The 13,064-nt window shown below is 41.1% G+C and carries 13 protein-coding genes and 1 other annotated feature; of the genes, 3 read left to right on the top strand and 10 right to left on the bottom strand.

Annotated elements, in window-relative coordinates:
- Positions 1-41: 41 nt before the first annotated feature.
- Together ACRRMM_RS11880 and ACRRMM_RS11875 are read right to left on the bottom strand one after the other, a co-directional pair.
- The gene (locus ACRRMM_RS11880; RefSeq protein WP_008348215.1) at positions 42-1,391 is read right to left on the bottom strand and encodes an amino acid permease; all 1,350 of its coding nucleotides are present in this window, start codon (positions 1,389-1,391) and stop codon (positions 42-44) included.
- Between the two features lie 75 nt (positions 1,392-1,466).
- Positions 1,467-1,691: a binding site (T-box leader), on the bottom strand.
- A gap of 91 nt (positions 1,692-1,782) precedes the next feature.
- Positions 1,783-2,457 carry an NAD(P)H-dependent oxidoreductase gene (locus tag ACRRMM_RS11875; RefSeq protein WP_432450824.1) on the bottom strand — a complete coding sequence of 225 codons (675 nt, stop codon included), beginning with the start codon at positions 2,455-2,457 and terminating at the stop codon, positions 1,783-1,785.
- 227 nt (positions 2,458-2,684) lie between these two features.
- Between ACRRMM_RS11875 and ACRRMM_RS11870 the strand changes: the two genes are divergently transcribed.
- Entirely contained in the window at positions 2,685-3,050 is a 366-nt protein-coding gene (locus tag ACRRMM_RS11870) for a winged helix-turn-helix transcriptional regulator (RefSeq protein WP_007500018.1), read from the top strand.
- A gap of 9 nt (positions 3,051-3,059) precedes the next feature.
- Here ACRRMM_RS11870 and ACRRMM_RS11865 read toward each other — a convergent pair whose 3' ends face one another.
- The 3 genes from ACRRMM_RS11865 to ACRRMM_RS11855 all read right to left on the bottom strand — a co-directional run bounded on the left by ACRRMM_RS11865 (position 3,060) and on the right by ACRRMM_RS11855 (position 6,462).
- A complete protein-coding gene (locus tag ACRRMM_RS11865) occupies positions 3,060-4,247 on the bottom strand; it encodes a PDZ domain-containing protein (protein WP_428828636.1) in 1,188 nt (395 codons plus the stop codon).
- 68 nt (positions 4,248-4,315) lie between these two features.
- Positions 4,316-4,669 carry a swarming motility protein SwrAA gene (locus ACRRMM_RS11860; protein ID WP_007500014.1) on the bottom strand — a complete coding sequence of 118 codons (354 nt, stop codon included), beginning with the start codon at positions 4,667-4,669 and terminating at the stop codon, positions 4,316-4,318.
- Positions 4,670-5,013: 344 nt separating this feature from the next.
- Positions 5,014-6,462, bottom strand: a complete 1,449-nt coding sequence (locus tag ACRRMM_RS11855; protein WP_008348221.1) for a S41 family peptidase — start codon at positions 6,460-6,462, stop codon at positions 5,014-5,016.
- Between the two features lie 153 nt (positions 6,463-6,615).
- Between ACRRMM_RS11855 and ACRRMM_RS11850 the strand changes: the two genes are divergently transcribed.
- The gene (locus tag ACRRMM_RS11850) at positions 6,616-7,356 is read left to right on the top strand and encodes a sulfite exporter TauE/SafE family protein (RefSeq protein WP_008348223.1); all 741 of its coding nucleotides are present in this window, start codon (positions 6,616-6,618) and stop codon (positions 7,354-7,356) included.
- Positions 7,357-7,404: 48 nt separating this feature from the next.
- Here the strand turns inward: ACRRMM_RS11850 and ACRRMM_RS11845 are convergent, their stop codons facing one another.
- The 5 genes from ACRRMM_RS11845 to ACRRMM_RS11825 all read right to left on the bottom strand — a co-directional run bounded on the left by ACRRMM_RS11845 (position 7,405) and on the right by ACRRMM_RS11825 (position 11,960).
- The gene (locus ACRRMM_RS11845) at positions 7,405-8,667 is read right to left on the bottom strand and encodes a murein hydrolase activator EnvC family protein (protein ID WP_008348225.1); all 1,263 of its coding nucleotides are present in this window, start codon (positions 8,665-8,667) and stop codon (positions 7,405-7,407) included.
- Between the two features lie 114 nt (positions 8,668-8,781).
- Positions 8,782-9,672: a permease-like cell division protein FtsX gene (ftsX, locus tag ACRRMM_RS11840; RefSeq protein WP_017368131.1), complete on the bottom strand. Its 891-nt coding sequence runs from the start codon at positions 9,670-9,672 to the stop codon at positions 8,782-8,784.
- Positions 9,665-10,351, bottom strand: a complete 687-nt coding sequence (ftsE, locus tag ACRRMM_RS11835) for a cell division ATP-binding protein FtsE (protein WP_008348229.1) — start codon at positions 10,349-10,351, stop codon at positions 9,665-9,667. Before ftsE ends, ftsX begins: the two co-directional genes overlap by 8 nt.
- A gap of 382 nt (positions 10,352-10,733) precedes the next feature.
- On the bottom strand, positions 10,734-11,063 hold the full coding sequence (cccB, locus tag ACRRMM_RS11830) for a cytochrome c551 (RefSeq protein WP_008348231.1): 330 nt from the start codon (positions 11,061-11,063) through the stop codon (positions 10,734-10,736).
- A gap of 48 nt (positions 11,064-11,111) precedes the next feature.
- Positions 11,112-11,960, bottom strand: a complete 849-nt coding sequence (locus ACRRMM_RS11825; protein WP_048001936.1) for a YitT family protein — start codon at positions 11,958-11,960, stop codon at positions 11,112-11,114.
- Between the two features lie 189 nt (positions 11,961-12,149).
- Here ACRRMM_RS11825 and ACRRMM_RS11820 point away from each other — a divergent pair, with 189 nt between their 5' ends.
- Positions 12,150-12,884, top strand: coding sequence for an alpha/beta family hydrolase (locus ACRRMM_RS11820; protein WP_048001935.1), 735 nt, complete (start codon positions 12,150-12,152; stop codon positions 12,882-12,884).
- Positions 12,885-13,064: the final 180 nt, after the last annotated feature.

Genomic DNA, 13,064 nt, shown 5'->3' with positions numbered 1-13,064 from the left:
GTGCGAGACCCTTCAGAAGGTCCTGCACGCTTTTTAATAAATTAGACGGCTGTTTCAAACCGTTTTCTGTTAATAAAGAAAGAAAGTGTAATGATTAAATAAATGCCCATGGTGACCAGCGTTTGAACAATTGGTGTATTGAATACAACGCCGACAAAAATGGCCATGATCGCAATAACGGAAAACCACGTTGTGAAAGGATACAGTTTCACGCGATATCCGCCTGGCTGTGCGACGCTTCGAGATTTCAAATGACCGACGGCAATGATAAACCAGATGAATAGAACTGTGTAACTTAAAGAACCCATTAAGTAATTAAACGTTTGACTTCCTACAAAAAGAGAAATCAATACAGCTGCATACAAGGTAGATGTACATACAAGGATGGCTCGAACAGGTACCTGCTGTTTTGACAGCTTGGAGAATCCTTTCCATACACGGCCATCCATTGCCTGTGTATAAAGCACCCGTGATGAAGCATACAATCCAGAGTTCATAGAAGACAAAATCGCTAGTAAGATAATACCATTCATGATGTCACTAGCATACGGTACTCCGATTGTTGCAAACACTGTCACAAATGGACTTACTTGCTCATTGTTTACTTGATTCCAAGGGATTAAGCTGACAATGATAAAGAACGGCAGTACATAAAAACCGATGATGCGTACAAACGTACTTTGAATGGCCTTTGGGATGACTTTTTCAGGGTTTTTTGTTTCTGCTAACGTGACCCCAATCATCTCCGTCCCACCATATGAATACACGACAACCAGCATTGCTGCAATTAATCCGCCAGTACCATTTGGGAAAAATCCACCGTGATCCGTTAAGTTAGACAGTCCAGGTGCTGCATGCTGTCCGAATGAGACAAATAGCATGGTAAATCCAATGATAATAAATAAGATGATGACAGCAATTTTAATAGAAGCTAACCAATACTCCGTTTCAGCAAACATTTTGACTGAGCAAACATTAATGATTGTGACCACAAGTGAAATGATTAACACAAGCATCCAGATTGGTACTTGTGGGAACCAGTACTGAATAAAGATGGCCGACACAATCGCTTCTGCTGCAATGTTCAGCACCCACATCTTCCAATAGATCCAGTCTAAGAAATAGGCCGGATACTTTCCTAACACAGGTTCAATCAAGTCACGGAATGTTCTTGCTCCAGGTCGTGCAACGGTCATTTCGGCAAGTCCTTGCATAATAAATAATAAAATAAGACCACCAATCATGTATGCCAAAATGACAGCAGGACCCGCAATATCAATGGCAGAACTGCTTCCTTTAAACAGACCAGCACCGATGGCACCGCCAAGCGCAAGCATCATAATATGCCTTGATGTCATTGTTCGTTTTAACTGCACATGTTCCTTTTCCATTTTCTATAGCTCCTTTAAATTTGAATCTTCAGACAAATATGAGATAAAAGCATATAAAAAGGCCAGCCATCTCCTGGAAGAGACGACTGACCTTGCAACCGCGTTACCACTCTTATTGATTCAGCCACGGCTGAATCCAACTTAAAACCCGATAACGGAGGTCACACGTAAAGACTTACTATTCATTCAGTCTTACCGCTCTTTGAGCGAGTTCAATGATTCGTTTTACTGCGTTGCACCGACCCGCAGCTCTCTTAAAAAACGGATGTTCATTTACTATTCTCAAGTCAAAGCGTTTATAGTCAAATTTGTATATTCGTCAAAGATTTTATTTTTTAAATATACTGACTAACCACGCAATTGTCAACAGCCTTTTTCAGACAAACAGCGATTAACGAATCCAAACAGCTACTTCATCCATCGGGCGACGTGTTTTGCCGCGTTTTGGGTCAGTGACACGATAACCAAAGGCTGCCATGACAGAGATGTCGTATTGACCATCCTCCAGCAACCCTTCTTCTTCTAAGATACGATGGATGTGTTCGTAGCTAAATCCTTCAACTGGGCATGAATCAATGCCGATCTGTGCCGCAGCTGTCATCATGTTACCTAAGGCAATATACGTTTGTTTTGAAGCCCAATCAAATAATGTACGGTCATTTTCTAGCAGATGAAGATCGTTCTCTTGGAATTCTCTGTAGCGCCCCTTGACCATTTCAAACGTTTCGTCTGTCATTCCTTTGATTTGCTTGTTGATGTATTCTGCATATGCTGAATCATAGCGGGCATCTGTTCTTGCCAAGATGATCACAAAATGGCTGGCAGTTGGAAGCTGCTTTTGCGCCCCCCAAGTATACTCTTTTAATTTTTCTCTGAATGCTTCATTTTGAACAACGAGGAACTTCCAAGGCTCAAATCCTACAGAGCTTGGAGAAAGTCTTCCTGTTTCTAAAATAAATGCAAAATCATCCTCTGGAATCTTTTTCGCTGGGTCAAACTCTTTTGTCGCATGACGGAATTCATACGCCTCAATGATTTCTTTTTTTAACTGCTCTTTGTCTCGCATTTTATTCATCCTTTCTAAATCTAATGAACAGGTGTGTTCCCACAATCCAATTTCTTTCCATTCCCTCATAGAAATTGTTATGATAGGAAAACAAACAACCCGAATGTGTGATGTCCTATCTCTATGGTAAAAGAAAAGCTTCCATTGATTCAAGTACGCACATTTTTGTTCGTTAGGCACAAACATGTTCGTTTATGACCATTTTCGTTTTAGAAAGGAATGTTGAGATGAGTGTACCATCCAATCCAGTCAGTATTGTGAATCATGGCTGTCCCGTGTCTATCACTACAAATGTCATCGGAGGGAAATGGAAAGGCGTCATCCTTTATCATTTGACTTGCGGTCCAAAGCGTTACAACGAAATACGCCGGCTTCTGCCAAGAATTTCGCAGCGTGTCCTGACGTTGCAATTACGAGAACTTGAACAAGACGGGATTGTTCACCGTGAAGTCTATGAGGAAGTTCCTCCTCGTGTCGAGTATTCACTGACTTCTCTTGGAAATACGTTAAAACCCATTATCTTTGCCATGCGTGAATGGGGTGAATCCTATGGGAGAGAAACGCACCCAAAAGAAAAAAGCTGCCATCTCTAGCAGCTTTTTTTAAGATGAAATCGCCGTTGGCTCTTGCTGAAGATCGTCCTTCACAAACAGGATACCAAGCTGGTGATGCTCCCCTTCGTAAGAGGCGCGTTTCTCAAATCTTGTCTGACCATTGAGACCAATGATCTCGAGCTTTGTCAGAGCACGGTTGGTTTGTAGTGCTTCATAAAATTCTGAAACGGTTTTGATCTCGATTCCATTGACCTTTGTAATCATTTCTCCAATCTCAAGCTTTAAATCAGCCGCAGGGGTATTCGGAATGATACCAAGCACCATAAGCCCTTGATTCCGCTTAGAGAAAAAGAATGGTGCAGCGTTGTCATTCACCCTCTGCTTCCATGATAAAAAGGCTCTTCCTGCAATCGCTAGAACAACAGCTCCCCACGCAATCGGCTCAAACCAAATACTTGCCGCACCTACTACAGCTACAGCTAGACCGAGCATCATAATACGGCGTGACGTAATTTGAATACTCACAATTGGCAGCGATCCTTGAATACGCTGGCCAAAGCCGATGATGTAAGGGATCACAATAAATGAAAAGCTTTGATCGTGCACTTGAAGCACAGGCCACCATGGCAGAGAAGAAGTCCATTCACCTGCCGGCATCAGCAAAACAAGTGGTAGAAGCCACAGACGGTTCGCTCGCTGCTGGCCGATCAAAAGTCCTCTCGCACTCATCACCATTGCAGGCGATGTACGTAAATGCGCCGTTCGATAGGCTAAGATGCCTTCGGTCATTAACAGTAGCCCTAACAGGATCACAACGGCTGATGCATTCATCATTGAAAGCTGCGGCAGCCAAGATTGGCTCACTTGAACAGACATCAATCCAAATGCCGCAATAAAACTGAAACCGAGTGTGTATGCAGACGAAAGCGCACTCGCCTTAAAGAATAGAGAGAAAACGATGGTCATCGCTGCAATCAGCACGATGAATCCAGGCGGAAGGGAAATCCCTAAGCCTACAGATATGATCGATAGACAAATTCCTGGAACCCATCCCTTTGAATATGTAAATTTCAGTTCATCGTAAACATCTTCTATTCTTGTTTGAAACGCTTTTCTCTCCCGCTTTACGCGGATGTAGCCATATAATAGGCTGATTAATACCATAAAATAAAAAAGAGGATGGATTAAAAACAGACCGACCGCTTTTAATCCGGCTCCCATCCACTCCGAGCTCATTATCGTTCACCGCCCAAGTCAAGCATTTTCTCTTATTCTATCAAATAAATCGATGCTTGACATCAGGTTTATTTCTCCTGATTCATCCAAAGTGTGACATTCGACAGTGAAAAATCTTTTAAATAGTGATTCACATCTACATCTAGTATGCCGCCGAGAAGCTGCATGGACCTCTTGATGTCGGTTAAGTTTATACCAAGTCTCTTATGATTATCCATTAAATAATTGAAGTATATCTCAGCACAGTCTTCATCGATCTCGTCGACTGATTCTACCGTTGTGTAATTGACCAAGTACCTGCTTAACAGCATGAGTAGACTTAATGCCTTTGTAGCCGAAAACGTCACATCTTTCGTACGACTCTTAAGCTCCTCTACCAACTCGTAATATTTTTTCTCTCTCACAATACTTGCCCTTTTCAATTGTGTACCCCCATTTACTAGTTCTTTTAAGAAAAGCGCAAACCTCGGTACAGCTCAATGCTTAAGCTGAATATCCGCAAAAAATAAAATATTTAAAATGAGTGCTACTTTTTATTGTAAGAATTATTTATGTAACATACAACTTTCAAAAGTTTCATTTTCATGACATGTTTAAATCAACAGAAAGTCTCTTATATAAATATGTTATCGGGTAAATTCGAAGGAATGTTATGTTTTTTGTAAAATAAATGAATATATTTCTCGATATAATATATTTTTAAGAATAAATTATTACATGTTCGTAACACTTATGAACCAAAAAAAAGAGGCATTTATTCGCCTCTTTATTTTTTGAGATATAGTGCTTTTAGTGCAGTTTGCAGCTGAAGATCATTCTTTTCATAAGATTTCACTTCATCTACCATCTTGTTCATCATTTTCGCTGTCTTTAAATCAATCACACCAGATTTATCGAGATTGTATGTGCTTTGAAATGCGAGTACAGCTTTTTTCGTTTCTTCGTCAAAATATCCATCTACTCTGCCAGGGTCAAATGATAACCCTTTTAACAATGTCTGTGCTTGTCTGACTTCTTCATTGTTCATATCAAGCTGAAGCGGTTCTTTCAGCTGGAGCGGGCCAACGGTGAAGTAATCTGGTTGATGAATCGCAATGGTCGGCACAACGCCTTTTTTGTGAATCCAATTCCCTTTCGGTGTCAGCCACTTATACAGCGTTAATTTAATGTTACTTCCATCTCCCATTGGTACCGCCTGCTGCACAGTTCCTTTACCAAAGGAAACGTCACCTACCACTTCATACTTCCCTGCTTCTTTCAAAGCACCAGCCAGAATTTCAGAAGCGGATGCACTTCCTTTATCAATTAAGACATTGACCGGGTATGGTTTTTGTTCTTTTCGTTTTGAAAAATATCGTTTTCGATCGCCATTCCGTTCTGCAATTTGAATATATGGCTGATCCTTTGTGATAAAATGTTTCAAAATATCTTCCACACTTTGTAGATAGCCGCCAGGATTTCCTCTCACGTCCAGCACAAGGCCTTCCATGCCCTTTTTCTCGAGCTTATTCAAGCTTGCCGTGAAATCCTTCGCCGTATCTTCAGAGAAGCTAGAGATCGCGATATAGCCTGTTTTATGACCATTGACCTCTTTCATTGAAGCCGTTACGGTTTCAAGCGGGATTTCTTCTCGTTTGATATGGAATGTTAGCTCTTTTTCAATTCCATTTCGTCTGATTTTCAAGGCGACAGACGTTCCTTTTTTTCCTCTTATTTTCAGTACAGCATCGTTTAGGCTTTTTTCTTTCATCGTCTCACCGTCAATGCTGATGATTTCATCTTTCGGTTTCAGACCCGCCTTTGCTGCAGGGGATTTTTTAAAGGCAGAGACAATGATAATCTTTCCTTCATCCATTCCAACTTCTGCCCCAATTCCTTCAAATGAGGAATCAAGTGAATCCGAAAATTGCTTTGCGGTTTGCTTGTCCATGTATACTGAATACGGATCATTTAAGGTTGAAAGCATTCCTTGAATGGCACCTTCAAGCAGCTTTTGACGATCCACTTCCTCTACATATTCATTCGAAATGAGGTCATAGGCTTTCTCAATTTTCTCCATTCCGTTTTCCTTCGCTCGATCACTTGATTGAGCTTGTCCAGCCACTGCAGCAGCCGCTTTCGGTGACTCCGCCTGAGTCGCCTCTTTATGCGTCACAACCCCTGCACTGATGATGAGAATGACACTTGCCATGATGGATGCGATTTGTTTTTTCATATTTGGCCTCCTTCTTCAACTCTTCCTGATGACCTGAGTTATTATATGCCAGAAGAAGGGATTTCATGTAAAGACATTCTCCTAGGGAGGCTTGACTAATCATTTCATTAGGTGTAATTTTTATTTTGTTACGATCGAGAAGGAGTCATCGCTATGTATATTATATTGACTATGCTTTTATTAGGAATTTTACTAGGGTTTGTAGGAGCTGGCGGGGCTGGTTTTGTCATCGCATTGCTGACGTTAATCTTTGATGTACCAATCCATACTGCACTTGGGACATCTTTAGCTGCTATGGCATTTACGACTTTATCTGGTGCATACAGCCACTACCGAGAAGGAAATATTCAGCTCAAATCAGGTTTGATTGTCGGTGCACTAGCTTGTATTGCTTCATTTGCCGGAGCAAAAGTGGCTCCTTTTATTCCAGAGGATAGCCTGCACTATTTAACAGCTGGTATGCTCTTTTTATCTGCTGTTTTTATGATGATCAAATTGTTTGTCCTAAAAGAAGATGCTGAGCAGCAGCCGCTTTCTTCACGCCAATTGCTGATCAGGGGCATTATATTAGGCCTTGTATCAGGGATGCTTTCAGGGATGTTCGGTATCGGATCAGCACCATTTATTCAAGTGGGGCTTTTGATTTTGCTGAAGCTGTCTATTAGACAAGCTGTTGGCACAACGATGCTAGTGATTATTCCAATCTCTATTGGCGGTGGGATTGGTTATATTTCAGAAGGCTATGTTGACTTTATCCTGCTCGTTCAGATCTTAATCGGTACCGTATTAGGGGCTTTTATTGGGGCAAAATTTACACGCCTTGCGCCAAAACTTTTATTAAAATCCGCTGTGCTTTTAACACCTATTATTGCCGGATTACTGCTGTTATTTTAATTTCATCTACATGAAAAAAGCCGATAACATGCTGTTATCGGCTGTTTGTCAGCGGATATATTGCGCTGGATTGACTGCATTTGATTTCGCGCCATTCCATAATCCTTTATGAATTTCAAAATGAAGATGCTGGCCATAAGACTGACCTGTGTTGCCCATATATCCAAGGAATTGACCTTGCTCGACTCTTTGACCTGTTGACACACTTCTTGTTGAAAGATGAGCGTATACCGTTTGATACGTTTGGCCATTGATGTTATGTGTAATGAACACCACGTTCCCATAACTCGACGAGTAGCTTGAGTTCGTGACTGTTCCAGATGCGGCTGCAACGACAGATACAGTGCCTTTTGCAGCGATATCTAATCCGTAATGCTGTCCGCCAGAACGTCCGCCAAAGCCTGATGAGAAACGGCCTGCAGCTGGTTTAATGAAACCTGAGCTACTTGCTGGTGTATCTGACACTTGATCAGATCCTCCACTTGGTGCAGGTGCACTTTTTTCAGCAGCTGCTTGTTCTGCTTTCTTCGCTTCTTCTTTTTGACGACGTGCCTCTTCAGACTTTACCGCCGCTTTTTGATTCGCTAGAATTTCTTGTTCATTTTCAAGCTTTCCTAGTTCATCATGTGCATGTTCTTTTTCTTCCGTTACATGACCAAGGACTTTTCCTTTTTCTTTTTGCTGTTTAGATAGGTCCTTTTTCAACGTTTCAAGCTCTTTCAAAGATGTTTCAAGTCCACTTAGCTGTTTATTTAGCTCTGCTTCTTTTTGCTCCACTAGCTCCAAATCATTTTCGTGTTCTGTAATCATGTCTTTATCTGCTTCGACAATGGTTGTAACAGCTCCCACACGACTGACAAAATCACTAAAGCTACGAGCACCTAGCAGCACATCTAAATAGTTGATTGTACCGCCACTTTTTTGCATAGAACGAATTCGATCTTTGAAAATCGCTTTTCTCTTTTCAATTCGCTCGTTGATGACTTCAATCTCTTTTTTTAGTTTTTTGATCTCTTGTTTCGTCTGTTTGACCTCTTTTTCTTTTTCAGCGACTTTTTCAGTTGCGGCACTTACTTTTTGGTCAATTTTTTCAATTTCTTGCTTTAGCTTTGATTCTTTCTTTTCAAGCTTTGCCAGTTCTGATTTCTTTTTCTTCAAGGTTGATTCAGTCTTCGATGTTTTCTCTTCAATTTGTTGACGTTTTTGATCTAGGTCTTCGTATGCGAATGCACGATTTTCGTTCCCTGGAATGTATAGCCACGTTGTTCCAATAAACGCTGCCATTCCAGCCATCATCAGCTTTCTTTTCAAAACGATATTCCCCTCCCATGACAACTGCCTGCATGAAGAGTCGACCGGATGAATTGGATCAACCGGTCACATCTTCTATAGAATCCTCGAGTGCTGCCATCAATATAAATAGATTTATACTTTCAAGAATTTACGGATGGACGTTAAACTTCCCCACACACCGATAATGGCACCGATCAATAGAAGGACCAGTGATACTTGATAGACAAACGGATTGTATGGAAGCATTGAAATAAATGAACCTTGTACCCTTGGCGCCACCCAGCCGACAGCATATTGATACGTGCCAAGCAATACAGCGATTGGTATAATCGAGCCAAATACACCAAGTAGTAATCCTTCGATGAAGAACGGCCAGCGGATAAACCAGTTCGTTGCACCTACTAGTTTCATAATCTCAATTTCTTTACGTCTAGCAAAAATCGTAATTTTGATCGTATTGGAAATCAAGAACATCGCTGTAAATAAAAGCCCAATAATAAGTGCGATGCCGACATTACGCGCCACTCCGACAACATTAAAGAGTCGGCTGACCTCTTCTTTTCCATAAGTGACTTTATACGTCCCTTTTAGGTTTTCTAATTTCTTCGCTACTTTTGGTGTATCGTGGGGATCTGTTGTTTTCACAATAAACGCATCATTCAATGGATTTTCTTGATCAACCAGTCCCATAGATTGTCCATTTTCACCAAAGCTTTTAATCAGTGCTTTTAGTTCATCATCCTTGGATGAGTATTTCACATCACTGATTTCAGGAATCTTCTCAATTTCTGCTTTTAATTCATCCTGCTGCTTTTGATTCGCAGTTAAATCGATGAGAACTTTTACTTCTACTTCTTTCTCAGCGTTCGATGCCATGTTATTCAAGTTGAGCATAATGACAAGAAAAACCCCAACTAAAATCAATGTGACAGTGACCGCACTAATTGATGCAAATGTCATCCACGTGTTTCTTCCAAGTGAACGGAAGCTCTCACGTAAATGCCGCGAGAGAGTTTTAATCATAAATTCCGTACTCCCCTCTTGCTTCGTCACGCACAATCATTCCATCTTCGATTGCGATGACGCGTTTCTTCATGCTGTTTACAATCTCTTTGTTGTGTGTCGCCATGACGACTGTTGTTCCGCGGTTATTAATCTCTTCGAGCGTCTTCATGATTTCCCATGAAGTATCTGGATCAAGGTTTCCTGTCGGTTCGTCTGCAATGACAACCTCAGGATGATTGACGATCGAACGAGCGATCGATACACGCTGCTGTTCACCGCCGGAAAGCTGATCTGGAAATTGACGAGCTTTGTGCTTTAATTGCACCAAATCAAGTACTTCAAGCACTTTTTTCTTAATAATACTTGGCTGTTCACCAATGACTTCAAGAGCAAATGCCACGTTCTCAAAGACCGTGAGACTTGGAAGCAGTTTGAAATCTTGGAATACTACGCCAATTTCTCTTCTCACATAAGGAATTTCTTTTTCCTTCATCGAGCCTAAATCTTTGTTATTAATTAAGATTTTCCCTTTTGTTGGTTTCTCTTCACGATACATCATTTTAATGAACGTGGATTTACCAGCGCCACTGGGACCAACAACATACACAAACTCTCCTGGATGGATAGAGACATTGATTCCATTGATCGCCTTTACACCATTAGGATAGATCTTATAGACTTCCTTCATTTCAATCATGTAATCACCTAATCTTTTCTTATTCGCTGTCAAACAGCTTATCATGATGTTCTGACACTTCTCGTCAAAAAACGTTATGTATGGTCACGCACATACCCTTCGATACGCACAAGCAATTTATGTCCTTTTCATCCAAAAAGATGAAAAAATTGAATCGTCTAAATTTCAACAACTCCAATTATACGTCATGAATCGACGCAATGGTATTACATTTATATTTCAAAACTTATAAATAAAAGGTAAATAGAGCAACTAAAACCGAAAAATGTGTCTTTTTACCCTTATTTTTTAAATAAAATTTAATATAATACGTTTTCATACTATTCAAAAGTCTTTTTCTACAAATAGAAAATAAAAAAACCTTGTCGATTAGACAAAGGTTTTATTTTTTCTCTGCAAGCCATTTGGCAACTTCTTTTGCTTGTTTTTCATCTACCATTCCGCTTGGCATAGATCCTTTACCGTTCTGGGCAATATCTGCAATTTGGCTTTCATTATATTTCTTCCCGACTTCTTTCAGGCTTGGGCCGCCTCCGCCAGATAAGTCTTTTCCATGACAGCCAATACAGTTTTGCTGATAAATCTCTTCACCACTGCTCACACTTGAAGCACTTTTACTGCCTTCTTTGTCACTGCTGCTTGAATTTCCTCCACAGGCCGCAAGTACAAAAAGCATAGCGACAAAAAGAAGCGTTAATCCGCTCTTTTTCATGTATTTCCCTCCCTTACAATCATTTGGTCAACGTTATTATATCCTTGTTTACGCCCTTTTAAAACCCTCACCCAGCACCTCTTTTGCATCCATGACGATGACAAACGCTGATGCATCGATCGCTTTTACCACTTGTTTCAACTTTGTGAATTGTGACTGCCCTACAACACACATTAAAATAGGCCGGTCATGGTCGGTGTATCCACCTACTGCTGAAATCTTCGTTACACCACGATCAATTTGATCAAACACCGCCTGTCTGACCTCATCCTCATGGCCCGTAATAATCATAGCCATCTTCGAGTGACTAAAGCCAGCCTGTACGACATCAATCGTCTTACTAGAAATGAACACTCCGATCACAGCGTACAGCCCTTCTTCAATCCCAAAAACAGTCATGGCCCCCAAAACAATCAAACCGTCCATCATCGCTAAACAAGTACCTAACGTCAGCCCTGTATATTTATTGATGATTTTGGCCGCAAGAGCCGTTCCTCCCGTTGAACCATTGCCGAGGAAAACGAGCCCAATTCCGATCCCAATCACTACACCGCCAAATATTGCGGCAAGCAGTGCTTCATGGGTGACAGGAGCAATGTGTCTTGTTAAGAACACCATTAAAGGTAAAAAAACAGAACCAACGAGCGTTTTTATCCCAAATGTTCCACCTAATAAATAAAAGCCTGCGATAAAGAGCGGAATATTGAGACCCCATTGTACATATGCAGCTTCAAAACCGAATGACTGCATAATGGTACTGATTCCACTCACACCGCCAGCAGCAATCTGATTTGGTAATAATAACGTATTAAAGCCAACCGCTACGATAGCTGATCCTATTAAAATGAGTACATAATTTTTCACTTCAATCCAAAATTGAGAATGTTCCTGCTTCATGTCTTTCTTCCTCCGTTACTTCTGAATGCACACCTATTTTAAGCCCTCTCATTCGGATTGTAAATAACAGCCAAATGCAGTGCTAATGGATTAATACTTTATCACACAGCCGGATCAGCGTACTTGCCGTTTGGCAGAAGAGTAAATGATGGTATATTTAATATGTACATGAGAAAGAAGGGACATACGATGAAGAAAATACTGCAGATCACCGGTATTACATTACTTGCACTCATCATCTTAGCTTTTGGTGCTTTCTATACATGGAGCCGCTTTACATATGGACCATCGGAAGCGTTAAAAAAGCAGATGAACATTGAGCAGGTCGATCATAAAAACGGGGTATATTCATTTGAAGCATCGAAAAGCGATACTGGCATCATTCTATATCCTGGGGCAAAAGTTGAACCTCTTGCGTATGCCTATCTTGGGAATGCGCTGATGAAGAAAGGCTATTCGGTCTTTATCCCAGACATGCCATTTTCCTTCGCAATATTTAATACGAAGAAAGCAGACGATATCCTCAAAAATCATCCAGCCATCAAGCATTGGTACATTGGCGGGCATTCACTAGGCGGAACAGCTGCCGCTATGTATGCAGAGAAAAATCAAAGCAAGCTGGACGGCCTCTTTTTCCTTGCCTCCTATCCTGCATCAGATGATTTGAAACAGGCTTCCTTGCAAGTATTATCTATATCAGGCGAAAAAGATGGTCTCGCAACACGAGAAAAAATCAAAAAATCGAAAAAGCAGCTGCCTTCTCAAACGGTGTATCATGAGATAAAAGGCGGTAATCATGCGCAATTTGGCATGTATGGCAAACAAAAAGGGGATCAGCCTGCAGACATTCCAGTCCTCACGCAACAAAAAGACATCGTTCAGACGATGCTGGAATGGTTAAAACCAGCAAAAAAGCTCCCTTAATGGGAGCTGCAAGATTTTTGACAAAGGGCTAAAATGAACTTGATTTTAGCCCTTTGTCTTCTTTTCAGCGTGATTGAAAACCTTTGCAGCCCTAGGAAGGACGAGCATCGGTGCGGAGCGAATCTGACATTCGTGAGCACCGAAGCGCAGGACTGACACCGAATGCGAGGGTTTGTCTAC

It is taken from the genome of Bacillus sp. XT-4 (genome assembly GCF_050864245.1).
GTDB classification, from domain to species: domain Bacteria; phylum Bacillota; class Bacilli; order Bacillales; family Bacillaceae; genus Bacillus; species Bacillus altitudinis.
This window is presented reverse-complemented; position numbering and strand designations above follow the sequence as displayed.